At 44.8% G+C, this 25159-nt stretch carries 26 protein-coding genes; 4 read left to right on the forward strand and 22 right to left on the reverse strand.

Annotated elements, in window-relative coordinates; translation table 11 throughout:
- Nucleotides 1–166: 166 nt before the first annotated feature.
- From ndk to trmJ, 11 genes are all read right to left on the reverse strand, one after another.
- Nucleotides 167–592 (reverse strand): nucleoside-diphosphate kinase, encoded by a 426-nt coding sequence (ndk, locus tag R7P64_RS18335; RefSeq protein ID WP_318119015.1) that lies wholly within the window; start codon nt 590–592, stop codon nt 167–169.
- A gap of 95 nt (nt 593–687) precedes the next feature.
- Complete coding sequence (gene pepB / locus R7P64_RS18340) at nt 688–1986, reverse strand: aminopeptidase PepB (RefSeq protein WP_206954192.1); 1299 nt, start codon at nt 1984–1986, stop codon at nt 688–690.
- Between the two features lie 161 nt (nt 1987–2147).
- Nucleotides 2148–2342, reverse strand: a complete 195-nt coding sequence (gene iscX / locus R7P64_RS18345) for a Fe-S cluster assembly protein IscX (RefSeq protein ID WP_005381711.1) — start codon at nt 2340–2342, stop codon at nt 2148–2150.
- Nucleotides 2343–2386: 44 nt separating this feature from the next.
- Nucleotides 2387–2725 (reverse strand): ISC system 2Fe-2S type ferredoxin, encoded by a 339-nt coding sequence (gene fdx, locus R7P64_RS18350; protein ID WP_161445844.1) that lies wholly within the window; start codon nt 2723–2725, stop codon nt 2387–2389.
- Between the two features lie 13 nt (nt 2726–2738).
- Entirely contained in the window at nt 2739–4592 is a 1854-nt protein-coding gene (gene hscA / locus R7P64_RS18355) for a Fe-S protein assembly chaperone HscA (protein WP_318119014.1), read from the reverse strand.
- A 21-nt stretch (nt 4593–4613) separates the two neighbouring features.
- Nucleotides 4614–5129 (reverse strand): co-chaperone HscB, encoded by a 516-nt coding sequence (gene hscB, locus R7P64_RS18360; RefSeq protein ID WP_213909948.1) that lies wholly within the window; start codon nt 5127–5129, stop codon nt 4614–4616.
- 55 nt (nt 5130–5184) lie between these two features.
- Nucleotides 5185–5508 carry an iron-sulfur cluster assembly protein IscA gene (gene iscA, locus R7P64_RS18365; RefSeq protein ID WP_005381717.1) on the reverse strand — a complete coding sequence of 108 codons (324 nt, stop codon included), beginning with the start codon at nt 5506–5508 and terminating at the stop codon, nt 5185–5187.
- A gap of 70 nt (nt 5509–5578) precedes the next feature.
- A complete protein-coding gene (gene iscU, locus R7P64_RS18370) occupies nt 5579–5962 on the reverse strand; it encodes a Fe-S cluster assembly scaffold IscU (protein ID WP_005381718.1) in 384 nt (127 codons plus the stop codon).
- Between the two features lie 38 nt (nt 5963–6000).
- Nucleotides 6001–7215 (reverse strand): IscS subfamily cysteine desulfurase, encoded by a 1215-nt coding sequence (locus R7P64_RS18375; protein ID WP_005381719.1) that lies wholly within the window; start codon nt 7213–7215, stop codon nt 6001–6003.
- 28 nt (nt 7216–7243) lie between these two features.
- On the reverse strand, nt 7244–7750 hold the full coding sequence (iscR, locus tag R7P64_RS18380; RefSeq protein ID WP_005381720.1) for a Fe-S cluster assembly transcriptional regulator IscR: 507 nt from the start codon (nt 7748–7750) through the stop codon (nt 7244–7246).
- A 125-nt stretch (nt 7751–7875) separates the two neighbouring features.
- The gene (trmJ, locus tag R7P64_RS18385) at nt 7876–8595 is read right to left on the reverse strand and encodes a tRNA (cytosine(32)/uridine(32)-2'-O)-methyltransferase TrmJ (RefSeq protein WP_005383693.1); all 720 of its coding nucleotides are present in this window, start codon (nt 8593–8595) and stop codon (nt 7876–7878) included.
- A gap of 231 nt (nt 8596–8826) precedes the next feature.
- Here trmJ and suhB point away from each other — a divergent pair, with 231 nt between their 5' ends.
- The gene (gene suhB / locus R7P64_RS18390; protein ID WP_005381722.1) at nt 8827–9630 is read left to right on the forward strand and encodes an inositol-1-monophosphatase; all 804 of its coding nucleotides are present in this window, start codon (nt 8827–8829) and stop codon (nt 9628–9630) included.
- Nucleotides 9631–9700: 70 nt separating this feature from the next.
- Here the strand turns inward: suhB and R7P64_RS18395 are convergent, their stop codons facing one another.
- The 8 genes from R7P64_RS18395 to R7P64_RS18430 all read right to left on the reverse strand — a co-directional run bounded on the left by R7P64_RS18395 (nt 9701) and on the right by R7P64_RS18430 (nt 17853).
- Nucleotides 9701–10012 carry a hypothetical protein gene (locus R7P64_RS18395; protein WP_017633920.1) on the reverse strand — a complete coding sequence of 104 codons (312 nt, stop codon included), beginning with the start codon at nt 10010–10012 and terminating at the stop codon, nt 9701–9703.
- Nucleotides 10013–10153: 141 nt separating this feature from the next.
- Complete coding sequence (locus R7P64_RS18400; protein WP_017633921.1) at nt 10154–10570, reverse strand: hypothetical protein; 417 nt, start codon at nt 10568–10570, stop codon at nt 10154–10156.
- A 164-nt stretch (nt 10571–10734) separates the two neighbouring features.
- Nucleotides 10735–11682, reverse strand: a complete 948-nt coding sequence (secF, locus tag R7P64_RS18405) for a protein translocase subunit SecF (protein WP_005383689.1) — start codon at nt 11680–11682, stop codon at nt 10735–10737.
- 14 nt (nt 11683–11696) lie between these two features.
- The gene (secD, locus tag R7P64_RS18410; RefSeq protein ID WP_005381724.1) at nt 11697–13553 is read right to left on the reverse strand and encodes a protein translocase subunit SecD; all 1857 of its coding nucleotides are present in this window, start codon (nt 13551–13553) and stop codon (nt 11697–11699) included.
- 21 nt (nt 13554–13574) lie between these two features.
- Complete coding sequence (yajC, locus tag R7P64_RS18415) at nt 13575–13904, reverse strand: preprotein translocase subunit YajC (protein WP_005381725.1); 330 nt, start codon at nt 13902–13904, stop codon at nt 13575–13577.
- A gap of 177 nt (nt 13905–14081) precedes the next feature.
- Nucleotides 14082–15218 (reverse strand): tRNA guanosine(34) transglycosylase Tgt, encoded by a 1137-nt coding sequence (gene tgt, locus R7P64_RS18420; protein ID WP_318123799.1) that lies wholly within the window; start codon nt 15216–15218, stop codon nt 14082–14084.
- Between the two features lie 147 nt (nt 15219–15365).
- Nucleotides 15366–16418, reverse strand: coding sequence for a tRNA preQ1(34) S-adenosylmethionine ribosyltransferase-isomerase QueA (gene queA, locus R7P64_RS18425; protein WP_005381728.1), 1053 nt, complete (start codon nt 16416–16418; stop codon nt 15366–15368).
- Nucleotides 16419–16686: 268 nt separating this feature from the next.
- Complete coding sequence (locus tag R7P64_RS18430; RefSeq protein ID WP_318123801.1) at nt 16687–17853, reverse strand: trypsin-like serine protease; 1167 nt, start codon at nt 17851–17853, stop codon at nt 16687–16689.
- A 312-nt stretch (nt 17854–18165) separates the two neighbouring features.
- Between R7P64_RS18430 and R7P64_RS18435 the strand changes: the two genes are divergently transcribed.
- Nucleotides 18166–18615 (forward strand): CBS domain-containing protein, encoded by a 450-nt coding sequence (locus tag R7P64_RS18435; protein ID WP_318123803.1) that lies wholly within the window; start codon nt 18166–18168, stop codon nt 18613–18615.
- Between the two features lie 123 nt (nt 18616–18738).
- On the opposite strand, the gene aceA is transcribed toward R7P64_RS18435, so the two are convergent.
- From aceA to R7P64_RS18450, 3 genes are all read right to left on the reverse strand, one after another.
- Nucleotides 18739–20052: an isocitrate lyase gene (aceA, locus tag R7P64_RS18440; protein WP_317387963.1), complete on the reverse strand. Its 1314-nt coding sequence runs from the start codon at nt 20050–20052 to the stop codon at nt 18739–18741.
- Nucleotides 20053–20172: 120 nt separating this feature from the next.
- Nucleotides 20173–21801 carry a malate synthase A gene (aceB, locus tag R7P64_RS18445; RefSeq protein WP_017820561.1) on the reverse strand — a complete coding sequence of 543 codons (1629 nt, stop codon included), beginning with the start codon at nt 21799–21801 and terminating at the stop codon, nt 20173–20175.
- Nucleotides 21802–22407: 606 nt separating this feature from the next.
- Entirely contained in the window at nt 22408–23313 is a 906-nt protein-coding gene (locus tag R7P64_RS18450; RefSeq protein WP_005381736.1) for a hydrogen peroxide-inducible genes activator, read from the reverse strand.
- A gap of 199 nt (nt 23314–23512) precedes the next feature.
- Here R7P64_RS18450 and R7P64_RS18455 point away from each other — a divergent pair, with 199 nt between their 5' ends.
- On the forward strand, nt 23513–24124 hold the full coding sequence (locus R7P64_RS18455) for a peroxiredoxin C (protein ID WP_005381738.1): 612 nt from the start codon (nt 23513–23515) through the stop codon (nt 24122–24124).
- A 283-nt stretch (nt 24125–24407) separates the two neighbouring features.
- Nucleotides 24408–25151, forward strand: coding sequence for a copper homeostasis protein CutC (locus tag R7P64_RS18460; RefSeq protein WP_372052165.1), 744 nt, complete (start codon nt 24408–24410; stop codon nt 25149–25151).
- Nucleotides 25152–25159: the final 8 nt, after the last annotated feature.

Below are 25159 nucleotides of genomic sequence, written 5' to 3' on the forward strand. Positions count from 1 at the left end.
ACGTAACTAAGCTTTCACCCCTGTAAGATGCTCAGATTAGCCAACATCTTCGCGAATAATTACGAATGAACTCGCCGGTGAAATGGAGAATGCGGAATAAAAAACCTCGGACAATTCCGAGGTTATTACGAACTAGATCATCACGCAAAAGTGATGCATGAACGAGTTAGCGAGAGAAAACTTCTGATTCAGGGAAGAAAAACTCAATTTCACGAGCGGCAGACTCAGGGCTATCTGAACCATGAACTGAATTGTGACGCATGCTGAGTGCGTAATCAGCACGCAAAGTGCCACATGCCGCGTCCTTTGGGTTGGTTTTACCCATTAGCTCGCGGTAACGTGCAATCGCATTTTCGCCTTCCAATACCTGAACCATAATAGGACCAGATGTCATGAACTCTTTTAGAGGAGGGAAAAACTCTTTACCTTCATGCTCTGCATAAAAGCCGCTTGCCTGATCTTCTGTCAGGTGAACCATTTTGGCAGCGATGATACGTAGGCCAGCCTTTTCAATACGATTGTAGATTTCACCAATTAGGTTTCGCTCTACAGCATCAGGCTTAATGATTGAAAATGTTCTTTCTAGAGCCATAAAATTTCCTTTCTGTACTTGTAATAATAGTTGTGCTTTTAAAGTAACTTACTGGGTAAGAGCAGCACTCAAACAAGAGAGTGCTGCAATCAATCTTATTTTCCAGCTTGCTCATTGAGGAAACGAGCAAGTGTACGAACACCCATACCCGTTGCTCCCGCAGCCCATTTATCAGAAGCGGCTTTACGATACGTACCCGCACAGTCGAAATGTAACCAGCCTTTTTTGTAGTCCTCAACGAAGTAAGACAAGAATGCAGCTGCAGTACTTGCACCCGGAGAATAATCACCAGAGCTGATATTCGATAAATCGGCAAAATTAGATGGCAGCATTTCTCGATGGAAATCAGCAAGTGGTAGCGGCCACAAGCCTTCTTTTTCCTGGTTTGCCGCCGTAAGCGCTTGATGCGATAGCTCATCATCAAAGCTCATTAGCGCATGGTAATCGTTACCTAACGCATTCTTCGCTGCGCCTGTTAGCGTCGCGCAGTCAATAATTAACTCAGGCTTTTGCTCACTAGCGTAGATAAGACCGTCTGCAAGCACCAAGCGACCTTCCGCGTCGGTATTCATAATCTCAACGGTTTTGCCGTTTTTGTAAGTGATGATGTCGCCAAGCTTAAGGGCACGGCCAGAAACCATGTTCTCAGCACAACACAAGATCAGTTTTACGCGCTTGTTCAAACCGCGTAAGATAGCTAACCCTAGGCCACCAGTGATAGTACCCGAGCCACCCATATCTGCTTTCATTGCACTCATGAAGTTAGAAGGCTTCAAGCTGTAACCACCGGAATCAAAGGTGATGCCTTTACCCACAAGACATGCGAATACAGGTGCGTTTTCGTCACCAGTTGGGTTGTAGTCTAACTGAAGCATCGCAGAAGTACGCTCAGAACCACGGCCTACTGCGTAAATACCTTCCCAACCTTCTGCCAACAAGTCTTTGTCTTTGACGATACGTGCTGTCACAGTGCCTTTCGGCGCAACAGATTTGATGAATTCAGCAGCCATTGTCGCTAGCTGACGAGGAGCAACTTCTTCTGCCGTTTTGTTGATAATATCGCGGGTAAAATCAGTCGAAGTAATACGAGCTTGAAGCTCTGCTTGATCTTCATCAGACAATGCTGCCCACTCAACTGAGCCATGTTTTTTAGGGTTACGGAACCCTTGGTGGAAAGCCCATACGCTCTCTAGATCCCAGTTATCACCAGAAAGAAAAATAGAACGAATTCCTTGGCCATCTAGCTGACGAGCTGCACGTTGAATTGCGCCGAGATCATGACCTTCACCTAAGTGAATAGTTGCGCCGTTTTCAGCGAATGAAAGCAGTGCTTTTTCACCCCAATGTGGTGCTGCCGACTCTTGACTTAAAAATACAGACATCTGTGTAGACATGGTTTCTCCTTGTCTTATAGCAGCGTTGCCTACGCTGCTTCTTTTTAATAACTCACGGATGTTAGCATTATGTAGGGCAAAAATGTCAATTGGATAAAAAAACGGACCTAAAGGTCCGCTTTTTTTAGTAAGAATTGTTAACTAGGCTGTGTTTTACAGACTTAGTCCGCTTCGTCCATCCAGCACATGATAACGGCTTCTAGAATCTTTTCATTAGAACGGTTTGGCTCATCGTCAAACTCATCTAACTCCATGATCCATTGATGAAGATCGGTAAAACGCACTGTTTTTGGATCGACATCTGGAAACTTGTCACAAAGTTCAATCGCGATATCGCGAGAATCTGTCCATTTCATTGCTCATCTTCCTTTTGCTTCTTCCCTATATTGGGAAGATAGTTTTAGTGATCTTCTGAAGCGTGGTTTAGTGTGTATTTAGGAATTTCTACCACCAAGTCTTCATCAGCAATTTTCGCCTGACACCCTAGGCGTGACTCAGGCTCTAGACCCCACGCTTTATCTAGCATGTCGTCTTCTAGTTCTTCACTTTCTTCTAGTGAATCAAAACCTTCACGGATGATTACGTGGCAGGTAGTACACGCACATGACTTCTCACACGCATGTTCAATACCGATACCGTTTTTTAGCGCTACGTCTAGAACGGTGTCACCAGAGTTTGCTTCCAACACTGCACCTTCTGGGCACAAATCGTCGTGTGGTAATACAATAATCTTAGGCATAACTACTTATCTCTTATATATCGTCTACTGATTGACCTGACAACGCAGCTCGAATCGATTTATCCATACGGCGTGATGCGAAATCTTGGCTCGCTTTATCGGTATCTTTAATGCCCTGCTCTATCGCATCTGCATCATCACCATTACGCAGCTCAATCAAGGCTTCGATGGCTTTAATCAAGTTTTGTTTCTCTTGTTCTGATAGTAAGTCATCACCATCAGCTTGCATCGCTGCAATCAAACCTTCTATCACTCGGTCGGCTTCAACACGCTGCTCAGCTAAGGCACGAGCTTGCATGTCTTCTTTTGCGTGCGTCATTGAATCACGCAACATATCCGCCACTTCATTGTCACTTAAGCCGTAAGAAGGTTTTACTTGAATCTCTGATTGAACACCAGTGCTCTTCTCCATTGCCGTAACAGAAAGAAGGCCATCAGCGTCAACTTGGTAAGTCACGCGAATATGTGCCGCACCCGCTGCCATCGGAGGAATACCTTTTAACGAGAAGCGAGCAAGTGAACGACAGTCATCAACCATTTCACGTTCACCTTGTACCACATGAACACTCATCGCCGTTTGGCCATCTTTGAATGTGGTAAATTCTTGCGCACGCGCAACGGGAATCGTAGTGTTGCGGGGGATGATCTTCTCGGCCAAACCACCCATGGTTTCAATACCGAGCGACAGTGGAATCACATCAAGAAGCAACATTTCAGAGTCAGGTTTGTTACCCGCTAGGATATCAGCTTGAATACCCGCACCGATTGCAACAACTTCATCTGGGTTAATGCTTGTCAGAGGTGTGCGACCAAAAAACTCGCCTACCATTTCACGAACCAACAATGTACGGGTTGAGCCGCCAACCATGACGACCTCGAGTACTTCATCTGCGTCGACATCCGCATCTTTTAATGCGCGACGACAAGACATCAGGGTTTTCTTCACTAGCGGACGAATCAGATCTTCGAACTGCTCGCGAGTCACGGTGCCTTTCCAACCAAAAACGTCAACGTCAACACTGTCTTGCTCAGAGAAAGCAATCTTAGCTTCAGTAGCAATGTTCAACAGTGTACGGTTCTTTTCTGCAGAAAGCGGCGCTTCTAGACCCGCTTGCTCCATTAAATAATCGGCAAATAGATGGTCGAAGTCGTCACCGCCTAATGCAGAATCGCCACCTGTTGCTAATACTTCAAATACGCCTTTCGATAAACGTAGGATAGAGATATCAAAAGTACCGCCACCTAGATCGTAAACCGCAATCACACCTTCTTGACCAGAGTCTAGGCCATAAGCAATTGCCGCAGCGGTTGGTTCGTTAAGTAGACGGAGAACATGAAGACCAGCTAATTTCGCCGCATCTTTTGTACCTGCACGTTGCGCGTCATCAAAGTAAGCAGGAACGGTAATAACTACACCAGCTAACTCACCACCTAACGTATCTTCAGCTCGCTTACCCAATACTTTTAGGATGTCCGCAGATACTTCAATCGGGTTTTTGTCACCTTGAGGTGTTTGCAGAATTGGCAGGCCGTTTTCACTCTCTTTAAAACGATAAGGAAGTGAAGAGTAACGGGACTGAATGTCCTTTAATGAACGACCGATCAAACGTTTTACAGAGATAATCGTGTTCTCTGGTTCAAACTCTGCTTTGGCTTTGGCTTCGTGGCCGACCGTTAACGTTTCCTCAGCGTAATTAACGACTGAAGGTAAAATAGTACGGCCGTGCTCGTCCGCAAGTGGAGTTGCATCGCCGCTACGTACAGAAGCAACCAAAGAGTTGGTAGTACCTAAGTCGATACCCGCTGCTAACTTATGCTCATGAGGTGCCGAGCTTTGGCCCGGTTCTGCGATTTGAAGTAGTGCCATGATAGGTCCTTGTCACGCTTACTAGCCGAGGAGTTTGTCTTCGACTAGCTCAATTTCGTTCTTTAGTTTGGCAATGAATTTTAGCTTACGAACTCGGTCTGCGGCTTCAGCCCATAGACCATCATCAAGCTCTTGCTCGACGCTTGCCAGATGCTGTTTGTACATTTTGCTGACCTTAGAGTCGAAGTCAAAAAGCGCCGATTCAGGATCGGACTTGTCAGCAATCTCTTCCAGTTCTTCGCGCAGTTCCATTTGCTCCATTAAGAACATCGGATCTTGCATTGTTTGCTGTTCACCTAGGATCTCAACACCTTGCTCTGCGAGGATATACTCGGCGCGAGAAATAGGATTTTTCAGAACTTGATAGGCATCGTTGATTTGCGCCGCCTTTTGCACCGCCATCAAACGGTCACGTTCTGAGCCCGTTGCAAAGTTATCCGGGTGGAAGCGTTTTTGTAGTTCTCGGAACTGAGAAGAAAGAAGGCTACCATCCAGCTTAAACTGACTTGGTAGCCCAAATAATTCAAAGTGATTCATTAAGTTCGGGTCCTAGTAAAGCCTTCCGGACTCGTTTGCCCAGAAGGACAATCAATTAGACGTTGAAGCTTTCACCACAACCACATTCACTTTTCGCGTTAGGGTTGTTGAATTCAAAACCTTCATTCAACCCTTCTTTCACGTAATCCAATTCAGTACCATCTAGGTACACTAAGCTCTTTTGATCGATGATAATTTTCACTCCAGAGAGTTCAAATACTTCGTCTTCTTCATTGAGTTCATCAACAAACTCAAGTACGTATGCCATGCCGGAACAACCAGTCGTCTTCACTCCAAGACGTAAACCGATACCTTTGCCTCGGTTATCTAGGAATGCTCTTACGCGACTTGCCGCTGATTCTGTCATTGTGATGGCCATACTGCACCTTAGTCTGTCTAAATTTCGATTGGAATGGGAGCGTCAAAGCTCCCATTATATTACGGAATAATTATTCTTGGTGTTTTTTCTTGTAGTCAGCAACCGCTGCTTTGATTGCATCTTCAGCAAGAATAGAACAGTGAACTTTCACTGGTGGAAGCTCTAGCTCTTCAGCAATCTCAGAGTTTTTAATTGCTGCCGCTTCATCAACTGACTTACCTTTTACCCACTCAGTTACTAGTGAGCTTGATGCGATTGCACTACCACAACCGTATGTTTTGAACTTCGCATCTTCGATGATACCTTCAGGTGTCACTTTGATTTGAAGCTTCATTACGTCACCACACGCAGGAGCGCCAACCATGCCGCTACCTACTGATGGATCTTCTTTATCGAATGAACCAACGTTACGTGGGTTCTCGTAGTGATCAATTACTTTTTCGCTGTATGCCATGATAAATTACCTCGAATCCTCTATTTCAATCCCTGAGATTAATGGTGAGCCCATTCAACAGTGCTCAAATCAATCCCTTCTTTGTACATATCCCATAGAGGAGACATGTCGCGTAGCTTAGTCACTGCAACGCGGATTTGTTCAATTGCGTAATCAATTTCTTCTTCAGTCGTGAAACGACCAAACGAGAAACGAACCGAGCTGTGAGCCAATTCGTCATCCATGCCTAGGGCACGAAGAACGTAAGAAGGCTCAAGGCTTGCAGACGTACAAGCACTACCAGAAGATACCGCTAGATCTTTAAGCGACATTAATAGTGATTCACCTTCTACGAATGCGAAACTGATGTTTAGGTTGTGTGGTACACGCTGCTCAAAGTCACCGTTTACCGTCACTGCTTCTAAGTCTTTCACGCCATCAAAAAGACGGTTACGAAGCGCTAAAGCATGATCGTAATCTTTTTGCATGTCTTCTTTTGCAATGCGGAATGCTTCACCCATACCTACGATTTGGTGAGTAGGTAGTGTACCAGAGCGGAAACCACGCTCATGACCGCCACCGTGCATTTGCGCTTCAAGACGAATACGAGGCTTACGACGTACGTAAAGTGCACCGATACCTTTAGGGCCGTATACTTTGTGAGCAGAAAGTGAAATTAGATCAACTTTCATCTCTTGAACGTCGATTGGTAATTTACCTGCAGATTGCGCAGCGTCCACGTGGAAAACAATTTTACGCTCACGGCACAGTTCGCCGATCGCTGTAATGTCTTGAACCACACCAATCTCGTTGTTTACATGCATAATAGACACAAGCACGGTGTCATCACGCATGGCTGCTCTAAGCTTCTCTAGATCGATCAAGCCATTTGATTCTGGCTCAAGGTAAGTCACTTCAAAGCCTTCACGCTCAAGTTGACGACATGGGTCAAGAACGGCTTTGTGCTCTGTTTTACAAGTGATTACGTGCTTGCCTTTCTTCGAGTAAAAGTGCGCTGCACCTTTAATCGCAAGGTTGTCTGATTCTGTCGCACCAGATGTAAATACGATTTCGCGAGGATCTGCATTTAGAAGGTCAGCAATTTGCTCACGAGCAGTATCGACCGCTTCTTCTGCCTGCCAGCCGTAACGGTGCGAACGTGACGCTGGGTTGCCAAATGTGCCATCCATTGTCATGTACTGAACCATTTTTTCAGCAACACGTGGATCAACTGGACATGTAGCGGAATAATCAAGATAAATCGGCAGTTTCATTCTCTACTCCAATGTAAAAAGCTGACCGCTAAGAGCGGACGTTTACACCGATGGGCGCGGCGGTTGTATTTTTGTTTGATAGCCCATGGGTTACCGCCAGATCAATGTCCTGACGATCAGAAATTTCGAGTACTTCATTGTCTGTCATCAACTCACCAAGAGTGATGTTATTCAAAAAGTCACTAATGCGAGAGCTTAGGTCACGCCACAGCGTGTGAGTAAGGCAACGTGTTCCACCTTGGCAATCTCCTTTACCTTGGCATTTGGTTGCATCTACTGACTCATCAACGGCAGCAATCACGGTACCAATAGCGATACTGTGAGCGTCGGCACCAAGCCGGTAACCACCACCAGGACCACGAACGCTGGCAACGAGACCTGCTTTACGCAATTTTGAAAATAGCTGCTCTAAGTAAGAGAGCGAGATCCCTTGACGCTCTGAAATATCAGCCAGAGGTACAGGGTTTTGTTGCGAATGCAGTGCCACATCCAGCATGGCTGTCACCGCATATCTTCCTTTAGATGTAAGTTTCATACCACACCGTATCCACATGGTTTGTAATGGTTAAGATTTTTCCATACCTGAGTAATTTGGTCAAGTATTTATTTGACCATTTTACTCAGGTATTCATCCTCACACCTAAAGTGGTTATTATTCACTCAGAACTTCTTTTCTATCGAAGTCAAAACGCCTCGTAGAATATTAAGTTCTTGGGTTTCTGGTCGAGCACGAGAGAACAAACGGCGCAACTTATTCATCACCTGTCCAGGTTGCTCTTTGTTAATAAACTGGGTCTCAACCATCACCTTTTCAAGATGCTCGAAGAACATTTCGAGTTCTCGATGACGCGGGTATTCTTCCGATTCATTTGGGGAAAACTGGCTTTGCTCTAAGTTCAAGTGTGCAACTCGCACTTCGTAACTGAGAGTTTGTACAGCCATCGCTAGGTTAAGCGAGCTGTACTCAGGATTAGCGGGAATACAAACATGGTAGTGGCACTTTTGTAACTCTTCGTTTGTCAAACCAGTTCTTTCTCGGCCAAACACGAGCGCAACCGGATGCTTTCGGCCTTCAACTGCAAATTTCTCACCGCATTCACGTGGCTCGAGCATTGGCCATTCTAATGTACGAGAGCGGGCGCTAGAACCCACAACAAGGCCACAATCTTCAACCGCTTCTTCTAATGTGCCGACAATCTTTGCATTTTGAGCAATATCACCAGCACCCGCAGCTAAAGCAAGAGTTTGTTCATCCACTTCACATTGTGGATCGACTAATACTAGTTGGTTTAAACCCATCACTTTCATTGCTCGAGCTGCTGAGCCAATATTGCCTGAATGAGAGGTACCTACGAGTACAATTTTTACTTGATCCAACATCTGTGTTTGCTACCTAAATTAAAACCGCAGAATGTTATCATAGTTTTTTAAGACACCCTAGAGGCAAGCAGACCTCTCTTCTCATTCTTGGTTATTGTTCTCGTCCGCAGTATGATCTGTACACTCAGTCGTCCGCAATTAGAGTAAAAAATAACCACTTCCCTTTTTGATTATCTCTGGTATACTCGCCGCCGCTTTCATTTGTTCTTTAACATCCGTTGGGAAATTCGTATGCATCCAATGCTAAACATTGCTATTCGCGCTGCGCGAAAGGCAGGCAATCATATTGCTAAATCATTAGAAAACACTGATAAAGTAGAATCTACTCTTAAAGGCACTAATGACTTTGTCACTAACGTAGACAAAGAAGCAGAATACATCATCATCGATACTATCAAGCAGTCTTACCCTGAGCACTGTATCGTTGCTGAAGAACAAGGTCTTATCGAAGGTAAAGATAAAGACGTACAATGGATCATCGACCCACTGGATGGCACCACTAACTTTGTAAAAGGTTACCCAACTTTCGCGGTTTCTATCGCTGTTCGTATTAAGGGCAAAACTGAAGTTGCTTGTGTTTACGATCCAATGCAAAACGAGCTATTCACTGCACAACGCGGTGCCGGCGCTCAACTAAACAGTGCACGTATTCGTGTTGCTCAACTAAAAGACCTTCAAGGTACTGTTCTAGCAACAGGCTTCCCATTCAAGCAGAAACAACACGCTGAGTCTTACATCAAGATCGTTGGTGCGCTATTCACTGAATGTGCTGATTTCCGTCGTAGCGGCTCTGCTGCTCTTGACCTTTGTTACGTGGCTGCTGGCCGTGTTGATGGTTACTTCGAGCTAGGCCTAAAACCTTGGGATATGGCAGCAGGTGAGCTTATTGCTCGTGAAGCTGGCGCAATCCTAACAGACTTTGCTGGCGGCACTGACTACATGAAGTCTGGTAACATCGTTGCTTCAAGCGCTCGTGGCGTAAAATCTATCCTTAAGCACATCCGCGAAAACGGTAACAGCGCGATCCTTAAGTAAGATTTGAAAGTCATATATAGCCCGTCACGCTGATGACTTTAGAAAGCCCCGCTCATTGAGCGGGGCTTTTTTATTTCGAACAATCAGCCTGTTTGTAGAAACGGTCGTAGTCAGATAAGTGGTCTATTTTTACGTGCTTAACCTTCCATATTTGTTCCTTCATTAAAAACTGCAGCGAAACCGTGACTGGCTGGTATACATCACCAAAGCCGTTTACAGAAAGACATCCAACTCCTCCATCCTCACTGTACTCTTCAAAGTAAGACAGCTCTGTAACCAAACTTGATGGGATAGATGATAAAAATGGAAATTGATGACCAAATTTTATTGGGTGAGACTTAATACTGTTCAGCTCTTCAATCGATAGATTTGGTCCTGCCATAGCTTCTACCACCTCTATATACTGCATCTTGTATAAATTATTACGTATATCAAGGTAAGTATCGTGGAGTGGACTCGCGATGCAGGGCGTTGAAACACTTAGTAAAACCGGAATAGGTAGAATTCTATTTAGCATAACCAACTAAACCCCAGCTTCACGGAGCGCTTGATCAATTTTACTCGGCTTAAATCTGTACTTACAAAGCCCCCACTCGCACTGCTCTAAAAGCTCTCGGACATTTACCTGCCCAGTAACACCAAAGGAAACAACACCAAAAAGAGAAACACTCCCACTGTATGTCAAAACACCATCACGAGTAGTTTTAAAAGTAACAGAAACGGCTTTTAATTTTATGCCCAGCTCTTCAACCATTTCTTTTGAAACTTCAAACTTAGTAAATCCAAGCTCACCAGATAAAGTTACTTTACCTGACTCATCAACTGCTAACTTGAACCTTTTCCCTCCAGTAACTAGCTTGGTGGTAACGCCTTTATTGTGCTTGTAAGAAATCTCTACAAACTTCAGTAACTGTACTTTTATTTCAGCTTGCCTTGACATTATTTCCTCCCGAAATTGTTGAACATACTTCCGATATTCAACTCAAGCAAAAAACTACAATTCAAGCTGGAAGTACCTCAAAAAAAAATGAAACTTTCAAATCTATCAGGCATAAAAAAACCGCTGATTGCTCAGCGGTTTTTGTTTTCGATTCTCAACCTGCCTTATGGCATCTCGTCGAACTCTGCACCTTCTTTTTCTACTTGAGGTGGCATCAAGTGCTCTTTCTGGATACCCAGCTTTAGAGCCAGTGCTGATGCTACGTAGATAGAAGAGTAAGTACCTACAGTGATACCGAGTAAAAGTGCGGTTGCAAAGCCGTGAATCATAGCACCACCCTGCATGAACAGTGCAATTACCACGAACAACGTCGTACCAGATGTAATCAATGTACGGCTCAACGTTTGAGTGATTGAGGCGTCCATAATGTCTGAAGGTTCACCCTTACGCATCTTACGGAAGTTTTCACGAATCCGGTCAAATACAACGATGGTATCGTTGAGTGAGTAGCCCACAACTGTCAGTAGCGCAGCTACGATGGTCAGGTCAACTTCAATTTGTAGAAACGAGAAGACACCTAGCGTGATAATTATATCGTGAGCCAATGCCATTACCGCACCAGCCGCTAGACGCCATTCAAATCGCATCGATACATAAAGCAGGATACAGATCAGCGATACCAAGATCGCTAGACCACCAGCTTCTGTTAGCTCATCACCAACGTTGGGACCTACGAACTCAATACGACGCATTTCTACGCTTTCGCCAGTACCATCTTTGATAGCACCAATGATTTGGTTACCTAGCGTTTCACCAGAAACGTCATCACGTGGACGAAGACGGACCATGACTTCACGAGCACTACCGAAGTTTTGTACTGTCGCATCGCCAAAGCCTTTTGAATCTAGTGCTGCACGAATCTCTTCAAGGTTTGCTGGCTGTTCAAAACCTACCTCGATAAGCGTACCGCCAGTGAAATCTAGACCCCAATTAAGCCACTTGGTTGACAAAGTGAAGATAGAAGCAGCAATCATTATAATTGAAAAAACGAATGCTACTTTCGACCAACGCATAAAGCCGATCGTCTTCTCTGCTTTTAGAATTTGAAACATATTAATTCCCAGCCTTAGATCGACAATTTATCAACGCGTTTGCCACCGTAGATCAGGTTCACGATACAACGTGTACCAATAATGGCGGTGAACATTGAAGTTAAGATACCGATAGATAGAGTAACTGCGAAACCTTTCACCGCACCTGTACCGACCGCAAATAGAATGATTGCAGTAATTAGTGTTGTGATGTTCGCATCAGCAATCGTGCTGAATGCATTCGCGTAACCTTGGTGAATCGCTTGTTGTGGACTACGTCCATCACGAATTTCTTCACGGATACGCTCGAAGATCAGTACGTTCGCATCAACCGCCATACCGACTGTTAACACGATACCGGCTATCCCCGGAAGCGTCATGGTAGCGCCTGGAATCATCGACATAACACCAATGATAAGCACCAAGTTTGCCATTAGAGCGATGTTTGCAATCAAACCAAAGCCGCGGTAGTAAAGCAGCGTAAATAGCATTACGGCAACCATACCCCAGATACATGCTTGGATACCCATATCGATGTTTTGCTGGCCCATTGATGGACCAATGGTACGTTCTTCAACGATAGAGATAGGTGCAATCAGTGCACCAGCACGTAGTAGAAGTGCTAGGTTGTGTGCTTCTGCAGCAGAGTCGATACCTGTAATACGGAAGTTACGACCAAGAGCCGATTGAATCGTTGCTTGGTTGATGACTTCTTCATGCTTATCCAGAATAACTTTGCCTTCAGGCGTACGACGGCCACTGTCTTTGTATTCTGCAAACACGGTAGCCATTAGCTTACCAATGTTCTTCTTAGAGAACGCAGACATCTTATTACCACCTTCGCTGTCTAGCGAGATGTTAACTTGTGGACGACCATATTCATCAACACTTGAGCTTGCATCTGTGATGCTTTGACCGCCAAGAATAACGCGCTTCTTAAGCACAACTGGGCGACCATCACGGTCCATCTTGATTTCACTACCTGCTGGCGCACGACCATTTGCCGCTGCCGATAGGTCAGCTTTATCATCAACTTCACGGAATTCAAGCGTTGCCGTAGCTCCGAGAATTTCTTTTGCACGAGCAGTGTCTTGAACACCAGGCAGTTCAACTACAATGCGACTAGCACCTTGACGTTGAACCAATGGTTCCGCAACACCTAGTTCGTTGACACGATTACGTAAAATCGTAATGTTTTGCTCAACAGCATAGTTACGGATCTCTTGTAAACGTTGCTCAGTAAAGGTTGCAGTAAGAGCGTAACGGCCATTTGAATCAGAATCGACAAAAATCATGTCCGGGTGATTCTTTTCTAGCGTTGCTTTCGCTTCTGCTAATTGCTCTTCGTTACGCAACAACACTTCTACCGCTTCTTTTCCAGAAGGGCGGATTGCACGGTAACGAATCTTGGCGTCACGAAGTTCGCTACGGAAAGCTTCTTCTTGTTGACCAACAAGCTTTTCCATCGCTGCATCCATATCCACTTCCATTAAGAAGTGAACACCACCGCGAAGGTCAAGACCTAGCTTCAATGGTGACGCGCCAATCGCTTCTAGCCAATCGGGTGTAGAAGGTGCAAGGTTAAGTGCAACAATTGTGTCTTTGCCTAGCGCTTCGCTGATGACATCACGAGCACTAATTTGTGTGTCAGTGTCGTTAAAACGAACAAGAATTGATCCATCTTCGAGAGCAATGGATTTATGAGAAAGTTGCTCTTTGTTAAGAGCAGTAGTGACAGCATCCAGCGTTGACATATCTACAGAGGCGCCACGCGCCCCTGTAACTTGAATAGCCGGATCTTCACCGTAGATATTTGGAAGTGCGTATAACGCAGCGGTGATGATGGCAAAAAGCACCATCAAGTACTTCCATAATGGATAACGGTTTAGCACAGCGAGGATCCTTTAGCTGTTTTATAGAGACTTAAGCGTACCTTTTGGTAGCACTGCAGTGATGAAGTCTTTCTTGATTACTACTTCATTGTTCGCGTTAAGCTCAATTGAAATGTAGTCATTGTCTTCAGCAATCTTAGTGATTTTACCCACTAGGCCACCGCTAGTTAAAACTTCGTCGCCTTTGCCCATAGAAGCCATTAGGTTTTTGTGTTCTTTTACGCGTTTCGCTTGTGGGCGGTAAATCATGAAGTAAAAGATCACTGCGAACATGCCAAGCATGATTAGCATTTCAAAACCACCGCCTGCTGGCGCGCCTTCTGCTGCTGCGTGAGCCTGAGAAATAAACATTAAAACATCCTCATTATATTTTATTGATAATCAAACAAATTGGGCTTTCGCATTTTAGATTCAAGTCTGAGAGTAACTAATAGAGATCGCTCTCTCAAAAATAACGTGCGTTAGCCTACTTTATTAGCAAAAGCCTCTGGCGACATGCCAAAGGCTTTAATTCTTTTAGTCTTTCAATTACTGCTCTTTTGCTAGTGGTGGCACTTCACGGCCACGACGCTCATAGAACTCAGTAACAAATTCATCGAAGCGATCTTCATCAATTGCTTTACGAATGCTTTCCATCAGACGCTGGTAGTAACGCAGGTTATGGATTGTATTCAAGCGAGCGCCTAAGATTTCATTACAACGCTCTAAATGGTGAAGGTACGACTTGCTGTAGTTTTGACAAGTGTAACAGTCACAATGCGGATCCAATGGTGTTGTATCCGTTTTATGTTTCGCATTACGGATCTTGATCACACCACCAGTCACAAATAAGTGACCATTACGTGCGTTACGCGTTGGCATTACACAGTCAAACATGTCGATACCACGACGAACACCTTCAACCAAGTCTTCTGGCTTACCTACGCCCATCAAGTAGCGAGGTTTGTCTTCAGGAAGTTGAGGACAAGTATGCTCAAGAATACGGTGCATGTCTTCTTTAGGCTCACCTACTGCCAAACCACCAACCGCGTAACCGTCAAAACCGATTTCCGTTAGACCTTTTACCGACACATCACGTAAATCTTCGTAAACACCACCTTGAACAATACCAAATAGGTTGTTCGGGTTTTCTAGCTTCTCGAAATGGTCACGTGAACGCTGTGCCCAGCGTAATGACATTTCCATCGATTTCTTCGCTTCATCGCGTGTCGCTGGGTAAGGCGTACACTCGTCAAAAATCATAACGATGTCAGAGCCCAGGTCTTTTTGAATTTCCATCGACTTTTCTGCGTCCATGAAAATCTTGTCACCGTTTACTGGGTTACGAAAGTGAACACCCTCTTCAGTGATCGTACGCATCTTACCAAGGCTGAATACTTGGAAGCCGCCTGAATCAGTAAGAATAGGACCGTGCCAGTTCATAAAATCGTGCAGGTCACCGTGCATTTTCATCACTTCTTGACCAGGACGTAGCCACAGGTGGAACGTATTACCTAGCAGAATTTCTGCACCAGTATCTTTTACTTCTTCTGGTGTCATACCTTTAACGGTACCGTAAGTACCTACTGGCATGAACGCAGGAGTTTGAACAGTGCCGCGTTCGAAAGTCAGTTGACCACGACGTGCATTGCCGTTTTTCTTCTTAAGATCGAATTTTAATTTCACGATGCCTCCGGGTGTCAGAGAAACAGTCTGACTGAGTGTTTAGGGCTCTACCCTACTTTAAGGAGCGGTCGCTTTTCCTTGCGAGAGACAAAGCAATGGATGCTTTATTTCCTAGCTTACTGCTAGCACTCGTAAATCTACTTTTAACTACGCCGTTTTCTTCTTGATGAACATTGAATCGCCATACGAGAAGAAACGGTATTTGTTTTCCACCGCATGTTTGTAAGCATTCATGGTGTTCTCGTATCCAGCAAATGCACTCACCAACATGATCAGTGTTGATTCAGGCAAGTGGAAGTTGGTGATCAAGCAATCCACCAGCTGATATTCGTAACCAGGGAAAATAAATATTTCAGTATCGCCAAAGAATGGGGCCAGCTCAGTTCCTTTTTGCAATGCGTCTTGCGCTGCACTTTCAAGTGAACGCACAGATGTGGTACCAACAGCAATAATTCGTCCGCCGCGCGCTTTCGTCGCTTTAATTGCTTCGACGACTTCTTGTGGTACTTCTACGTACTCGGCATGCATGTGGTGATCGTTGATATTTTCCACTTTTACCGGCTGGAATGTACCCGCCCCAACGTGCAAAGTAACGTAAGCAAACTCTGCACCTTTCGCTTTGATTTTCTCCAAGAGAACATCATCAAAGTGAAGGCCCGCTGTCGGTGCCGCAACCGCACCTGGCTTTTGATTATATACCGTTTGGTAACGCTCTTTATCTGCATCTTCGTCTGGACGGTCGATGTAAGGAGGAAGCGGCATATGGCCGATTTCTTCCAGAATTTCTAGTACCGTCTTATCAGAACTAAATTTCAGTTCAAATAAAGCATCATGGCGTGCCACCATTTCTGCTGAATATTCATCATTCTCGCCAACAATAATGGTTGTACCTGGTTTTGGTGATTTAGAGCAACGAACGTGCGCGAGGATGCTTTTCTCATCCAACATGCGCTCCACCAGCACTTCTAATTTACCACCCGATTCCTTGCGGCCAAAAAGACGAGCAGGAATAACACGAGTATTATTAAACACCACTAAGTCACCGGGTTGAACTTGGCCCAATACATCAGTAAATGTGCCATCAATGAGCTCTCCGGTATTGCCGTCCATTTGCAGCAGTCGGCTAGCGGTACGCTCTGGTTGAGGGTAGCGAGCGATGAGTTCATCTGGAAGGTCGAAATGGAAATCTGATACTTGCATGTTACTTGTCTTATCTATTGGTCAAATCACGTCTAGGCGACGATAAAATTGCGACGAGTTTTTCGCAGCAGACTAGTATATGTTTACATGCTGCAATAGCAAGCAAATCACCAGAATATAGCAGTAAAAGCCATGGTGAAGAGTGTAATAAAACGTGAAAAGCCTCGATTACTTGGCACTATTTTTAATTTGAGCCCAAAAGAGAGAACATGAAAAAAGCAAAGCAGCGTATACCGCTGCTTATTAGTTTGGCATTCCAATCGCCCTATCAAACCTCACGCTTTCGCCACAAGAATAACGGCACGAATAAACCCAATAACCAAAACCCTAGACTGCCACCTTCATCATCTGAGCCTTTGAAATCACAGTTATTGGTCGCAATGCCATCGTGACACTCTTTATTGTCACCACTTTCATTGTTAGCACTTTTGATAAAATTCGGCGCAATGATGTAACGACTTGGTGGCGCATCGGCAGTGATGTAAGACTGTACCCAGTCGTAATAGTGGCTCACCTTGGTATAGAAACTTGGGAGCGTCAAAGAGCCACACGTTGGTAGAATAAGAGGGCCGCCACTAACAATACCAATTTGTTTACCGGTCGCCACATCGACCAACGGGCCACCACTGTCACCTTTACATGCTGAGTTGCCATATTGGGTATGGCTATCCGGCTCCAATACATGGTTTTGTGTTGGTAGCGTACAAATTTTGGTTTGGTTGTCTCTTGAATCAATGATCCCCGGAAAACTGCTGCCAATTTCTAAACGCTCATAACATTTGTCGATGGGTAAAAATGTGCTAATGGTGGTTTTGAGCGTATTAGAAGGTTCAGAAGCATCCGGCTGAGTAGCCCCCCATCCAAAAACTTGCACATTTTCGACACGTTGATTGGTCAGGTAATTATCGTTCCAATCCGCCACCAAACGTGCTTCGATACTCTCCATGTCAACTTTACTCGCTAGGTCAGCAAAGCTCGCGTTTGCCACTGGGCGCGTGAGATACAGCAACGCGATGTCTGAATCTAAACCGGTTTGGATAGGTTTCACGTTGCCATTACTGTCGGTCTCAGCTTTTGAAATCCGAGTGTAATCCGGATGAACCACAACGTGAGACACCGGATAGAAGTTATCAAGCCCTGCAGAATTAAGTTCATACACATTCGCATTCACCGACAGCTCACCCGGCGGGGTCACATAGTAGGTTGCTTCATTGGTTCCTTGTCCCATCACCACACAGTGCGCCGCAGTCAGTACCCATTGCTCTGTCAGCATCGTTCCACCACACAGCGGAAACTCTGCCATATTACTTGCTCGCAAAGTAACGCGGTCAACAGGATCGGTTTGTTCATCTCCTAACACAATCGCCTGTGTTGATGGCACACTGAATGCCGCCACTGCCAGCGCAATAAGTTTGTTACACGTTGTTCGTTTCATCTAGGTTGCTGTCTTCAATTTGGTAAGCCTGGACGTATCTTCTTCGAGAGAAGAATCTTGGAAAATCCAGCGAATAAAAATGTGCGATTCAATTCATTGGATTACCTTGGGAACACATTCAATATCAACTAAAAATGCCAACTGACTCGCACACAAACCGACTTATTCAAATTAATAAAAACACCAATAAAACACAGATTACGCAGCCCATCAGCATTGTGCTATTTAATTGATGAAAAACGAGTTAGCTCCCAGATATACAGAAAAATATTCTCTATATTTAAGAGAAGGACAATGCCGCTGGAGGTCTCTATGATCAAGGTTGAAGACATGATGACTCGTAATCCTCATACCTTACTGCGCACGCACACCTTGCGTGATGCAAAAAGCATGATGGATGCGCTTGATATTCGACACATTCCGGTTGTTGATGCCAATAACCACTTACAAGGCTTGGTGACTCAACGCGACATTCTTGCTGCTCAAGAATCGAGCTTGCACCCAGATGAGGCTGAACAATCTTTTACTTTAGACACACCGCTCTACGAAATGATGCACACCAATATCATGACGGCAGAGCCTATCGCGGGGCTCAAAGAGAGCGCTATCTATATGCAAAAGCATAAAGTTGGCTGTCTACCTGTTGTCACCAAAGGTCGATTGGTCGGCATCATTACTGACAGTGACTTTGTGACCATTGCGATTAACTTATTGGAACTGCAAGAAGAAGTGGAACCTGAAGAAATCGTGCAGGAAGAGTAGTACGCAAGCGTATTCTCTTTGTTGTAAGTTTCGTTTTTACACCGGTTAAACGAAAAAAGAGCGGCAGGGTTGCCGCTCAAAATGCCATTACTGACGCTGATTAAGGAAGTGTTTCTCTGCCAATTAGAATTGGTCTTCTTCGGTCGAACCTGTCAATGCTGTCACTGAAGAGTTACCACCTTGGATAGTATTGGTCATTCTATCGAAGTAACCTGTACCTACTTCTTGTTGGTGCGCAACAAACGTATAGCCTTTTTCAGCTGCTTGGAATTCAGGACGCTGAACTTTCTCAACATAATGACGCATACCTTCACCTTGAGCGTAAGCGTGCGCCAGTTCAAACATGTTGAACCACATGTTGTGAATGCCTGCTAGCGTGATGAATTGGTACTTGTAGCCCATGTTAGCCAGCTCTTGTTGGAACTTAGCAATGGTTTCTGCATCTAGGTTTTTCTCCCAGTTGAATGAAGGCGAGCAGTTGTACGCCAACAATTGATCTGGGTATTCAGCGTGAATTGCTTCTGCAAACTTACGTGCTTCTTCCAAACATGGCGTAGCCGTTTCACACCAAATCAAGTCTGCATATGGTGCGTAAGCCAGGCCGCGAGAAATCGCTTGGTCGATACCAGCGCGAACGCGGTAGAAACCTTCTTGAGTGCGCTCACCTTCAATAAAGTCTTTATCATATGGGTCGCAATCTGAAGTAATGAGATCCGCCGCATTCGCATCAGTACGAGCAATAACTAATGTTGTTGTTCCCGCTACGTCAGCAGCCAAACGAGCTGCAACGAGCTTTTGTACCGCTTCTTGCGTAGGAACTAATACCTTACCACCCATATGACCACACTTTTTCACCGATGCTAACTGGTCTTCAAAGTGAACGCCCGCGGCACCGGCTTCGATCATCGATTTCATTAGTTCGTAAGCGTTAAGCACACCACCAAAGCCCGCTTCAGCATCCGCTACGATAGGTAGGAAGTAATCAATACCACCTTCATCTTCAGGCGTCTTACCAGCAGCCCACTGAATTTGGTCTGCACGACGGAATGAGTTGTTGATACGCTTTACTACTGACGGTACAGAATCTACTGGGTAAAGAGATTGGTCTGGATACATCGTCGAGGCGGTGTTGTTATCCGCCGCTACCTGCCAGCCTGACAAGTAAATCGCTTCAATACCTGCTTTAGCTTGTTGAACCGCTTGACCACCCGTTAGCGCACCAAGACAGTTTACGTAACCTTTTTTTGCACTACCGTTGACCAGTGACCAAAGTTTGTCTGCACCACGTTGTGCAATTGTGTTTGCAGGCACCATAGAGCCACGCAGTTCCACCACTTCCTCGGCAGTGTAAGTACGCTTCACATTTTTCCAGCGTGGATTAGTTGCCCAGTCTTTTTCCAGAGCTTCAATTTGTTGGCGGCGAGTTAAGTTAGTCATTGGTCTATCCCTCTTTATAATTTGCACTTTATGCGTGTGCGTTGAGTTTCCGTTCTCAGGCAGTACTTCCCTATCTGCCTTGAAAATCCTTCACGTTATTGGTGTTACAGTTATTCTTTATTAATCCAGGTAGTCATAACCAGGAACTGTCAAAAAGTTGGTCAGTTCATCGCTCGTCGTGAGCCTTGCCATTAAGTCTGCTGCTTCTTCAAATCGACCCGCATGGTAGCGCTGTTCGCCAATTTCTTGCTTCACGACTTCAATCTCCTCTTTGAGATAGAGCTCGAACAGCTCTTTAGTGACCTTTAATCCGTTGTCTAGCGACTTGCCGTGTTGAATCCATTGCCAGATAGAGGCGCGTGAGATTTCTGCCGTTGCTGCGTCTTCCATCAGTCCGTAAATCGGCACACAACCATTGCCAGAAATCCAAGCTTCGATGTATTGCAGCGCAACGCGAATATTGTGGCGCATTCCGCCTTCAGTGCGCTCGCCTTCACAAGGCTCAAGCAGTTCAGCTGCTGTAATAGGCGCATCCTCTGCACGGCTCACATCCAACTGGTTGGTGCGTTCACCCAGCACAGCACTAAAGACTTCCATAGCAGTGTCAGCCAAACCTGGATGAGCCACCCAAGTACCGTCGTGGCCGTTGTTAGCTTCTAACGATTTGTCAGTCTGGATCTTGTCTAATACTTTTTGATTCTCTTTCGGGTCTTTAGCTGGGATAAATGCGGCCATTCCTCCCATCGCGAAAGCACCTCGTTTATGGCAAGTACGTACCAATAATCGCGAGTAAGCGTTTAAGAATGGCTTGTCCATCGTTACCACTTGGCGATCTGGCAGTACTCGGTCTGAGTGTTTTTTCAATGTTTTGATATAGCTAAAGATGTAATCCCAGCGACCACAGTTCAAACCAACGATGTGTTCTTTAAGCGAGAACAGAATCTCGTCCATTTCGAATACCGCTGGTAAGGTTTCAATCAGCACAGTCGCTTTGATGGTGCCTGTATCCAAACCGAAGTAGTCTTCCGTGAAATGGAACACTTCGCTCCACCACTTCGCTTCGTGATGCGATTGCAGTTTTGGAAGGTAGAAATAAGGGCCACTGCCTTTTTGAAGTAACGCTTTGTAGTTGTTATAGAAATACAGAGCGAAATCGAATAGCGCACCTGGAATGATCTGACCGTGCCACGTAACGTGTTTTTCTTTTAAATGAAGGCCGCGAACACGGCAGATCAACACCGCTGGGTCATCTTCCAGCTGATAATGTTTGCCATTGCCAGGATTGGTGTAACTGATGGTGCCATTAACAGCATCGCGCAAGTTAATTTGACCATCCAGCACTTTACTCCATGCAGGAGACATTGAATCTTCGAAGTCTGCCATGAACACTTTTACATTCGCATTCAGTGCGTTAATCACCATCTTGCGGTCAGTTGGTCCGGTAATCTCCACACGGCGATCTTGCAGATCTTGTGGGATTCCTAGGATCTTCCAACTTCCTTCACGGATGTCTTGTGTCTCTGGTAGAAAATCTGGTAGCTCACCAGCATCAATACGTGCTTGCTTCTCTTCTCTTGCTTCCAGCAACTGTTCAACACGTCCGGCAAATTTTTCACACAGTAGAGATAAAAAGGTTTGGGCTTCAACAGGGAAAATTGCTTGATGTTCTGGAGCAACGACTCCATTCACCTCAAGCATGCCTTGGGTTTGCTTTAGTTGTTGTGTTTTTTGTTCTGTCTGAGCAAGCATAATCATTCATCCTTAACGTGCTTTATCAATCTTGGGCAGTCAGCGTAAAGCTACATTTGTAAGTTATGAACAACAAATTACATCCTTTAACTTTGTGTTCAACTCGTCTAGCCATGCCGATAGATTGCGTAATGCTACGTGTATTTTCAATCTAGACATAAGTCGTATCGGCCTTTAAATAAGCTATATCAACAAAGGGTTTAGTGAAACCCCCAATATAAACAAAACAGAAAATTCAAAGTTTTATTCCGCAAGGTAAAAACCATCTATCAAGCGCCTTATTTTGTAAGTTATTACGTAATAAAATTACATTAAATTTAAAGTCGTTTTATCATTTCAAACAAGCGTATGAATATAGACTGGTAAACAAACACCTTGTATTCACAAGGGCTGAAGAGATGGATTTAAACAGGGGTCAAACAAGGTATGCAGGGCTTTGTGTAAAATTAACATTGTGAAATTTCACTATTTTATGAAAGCTTCATCAAAGAAGAGCTGTAAAATTTTACAAGTCAAAGTTTACCAACAGAATAAAATACTAGAAAGCGCACTGTTTCCAGTGCGCTTTTAGATAAATAATGGAGAAGTAAGGGCTAATACTAATAGCTAAAGCAGCTCTGAAACGACTTCTGCAAGTTGATTAAATGTTTTCGTTCTTGACGAGCTCGGACGCCAAACTAAGCCGATTTCGCGATAAGCTTGTTTACCAGGAGGATCGATCACGACTAAATTCTGGTTATGCAGCAAGCCATGGTCGATAGCCATTTGAGGAATGAACGTTGTTCCCAAACCATTCGCAACCATTTGCACCAGTGTATGGAGGCTGGTTGCCGTAAACGGATTGATTTTTTCTTTGTCTGTTAATTTACACGCTGATACCGCATGTTCCGTTAAGCAATGTTCTTTCTCTAGTAGAAAGACGGATTCGTCAGGTAAATCCGCGTAACGAATCGGCACAGGGACCGATTGGGCTTGATTAGCGCTTATAACCATTCGAAACGGATCCTTACCCACTACTCGGCTTTCCATCCCATCAATTTCGACTGGTAACGCTAAAATAAGCACATCCAGCTCACCATGTCTGAGCGCTTGGAGTAAGTTTGTCGTCGTGTCTTCTCTTAATAAAAGGGTCAGTTGTGGGAAACGGTAGTTCACCTCTTGTACCAAATCACACAGTAAAAACGGAGCAATTGTTGGTATGCATCCTACTTTTAGCTGGCCTTGCATATCGTCGCCTTGGCACATACGTCCAAGCTCGACCAAATCTTGCCCTTTTGCTAACAGCTCTCGCCCCTGCTTTACTACCATTTCTCCTGTTTGGGTAAAAACCAGTGGACTTTTCTTATCTTTCTTTTCATATAAGGGACAACCAATCAATTCCTCTAAGTTTTGAATACCCTTACTTAAAGTCGACTGACTGACAAAACAACGCTCTGCAGCGTCACTAAAATGTCTTGTTTCATGCAGTGTGACTAAATAGTGTAACTGCTTCAAACTGGGCCATTTATTCATAATTGTATTTGTATCTACCGCCGTTCCAGTGATCGAGTTAAGAGTTTTGTTATTATCGTTTTTTTCGATTAACTCAATCTATTTATTTCGCTTTTTTCAATACTACAATCTGTACTATAGTTTGTCTCGTACAAACACGAACCAAACCGACACAACTGAATTCGGTTTGGAGCTAACCATACTTTTTAGGAGCAAAAAAATGGTACTAGTAGGTCGTCAAGCCCCTGATTTTACTGCAGCAGCTGTTCTAGGTAACGGTGAAATCGTTGAAAACTTCAACTTTGCAGAGTTCACTAAAGGTAAGAAAGCAGTAGTATTCTTCTACCCACTAGATTTCACTTTCGTTTGCCCATCTGAGCTAATCGCATTCGACAACCGTCTAGCTGACTTCCAAGCTAAAGGTGTTGAAGTAATCGGTGTTTCTATCGATTCTCAGTTCTCTCACAACGCATGGCGTAACACTGCTATCGAAGATGGCGGTATCGGTCAAGTTAAGTACCCACTAGTTGCTGACGTTAAGCACGAAATCTGTAAAGCTTACGACGTTGAGCACCCAGAAGCAGGCGTTGCTTTCCGTGGTTCTTTCCTAATCGACGAAGAAGGCGTTGTACGTCACCAAGTAGTTAACGACCTACCACTAGGCCGTAACATCGACGAAATGCTACGCATGGTTGACGCTCTTAACTTCCACCAGAAGCACGGCGAAGTATGTCCTGCACAATGGGAAGAAGGTAAAGCAGGTATGGACGCATCTCCAAAAGGTGTTGCAGCGTTCCTATCTGAGCACGCAGCTGACCTAGGCAAAAAATAATAGACCTTCACCCTAGCTCAACGGGTGTGATGGTTGGATGTATATAAAGCAAAAAGCTAATGCGGAAAACCGCAAACGCCAATCAGTCTAAGTAAAGTCCTATCAAAGCCCAGAGCCTCTGCTCTGGGCTTTCTTTTTCCTTCAGATAAACCGCAAAAATGAGGTAACGCTTCAGCGTAAACTTTACCTCTATTTATCATCCCCTCCATACAGATTCTGCTTACTTGCCCTGTTAATATCTTAGCCACAACACCTATTTGTAACGTTAGCAGGATGAATGAACGTGGTTACTCATCTAGAAGTCTGTATCGATAATATTGAATCTCTGCACTACGCCATTGCTGGCGGCGCCACTCGGATTGAGCTTTGCTCCTCTTTGGCTTTAGGCGGACTAACACCCAGTTATGGCTTTATGCACCAAGCCGCTAAGCTTTCGACCATTCCTGTTTATGCCATGATCCGCCCACGCCAAGGTGACTTCTTCTACAGTGAAGAAGAGATCGAAATGATGCGTTGGGATATTGAAGCGGCTCACCAATCGGGCTTGGATGGTGTGGTTCTCGGTGTACTCACCCAAGAGGGGGATATCCACATGCCTTACTCGGCTGCGCTGTGTGAATTTGCTCAAGCGATTGGCTTAGGCGTAACCTTCCATCGTGCCTTTGACCAGTGTCGTGACGCTGAAAAAACTTTGGAAGAAGTGATCAGCTTAGGTTGTGAACGTATTTTAACCTCCGGTCTTGCGCCTTCAGCACCACAAGGGATCGATGTGCTTAGAGCTTTGGTTAATCAAGCCCAAGGGCGCATAGCAATCATGGCGGGGGCTGGCGTTAATGCGAGTAACGTACGTGCGTTAGTAGAAGACACTCAAGTTCCTGAAATCCATCTGTCAGGCAAAACCACACGCCCTAGCCAAATGACCTTTGTTGCCGAACAAAGCAAAATGGGCGCATCCGATGTCGATGATTTTTTAATCCCCATCACAAGTACACAAGCCATTACCGATGTCGTAGCAGCTCTCAAATAGACCACCGT

This window comes from Vibrio sp. 2304, from assembly GCF_033339475.1.
Classification (GTDB): Bacteria; Pseudomonadota; Gammaproteobacteria; order Enterobacterales; family Vibrionaceae; genus Vibrio; species Vibrio alginolyticus.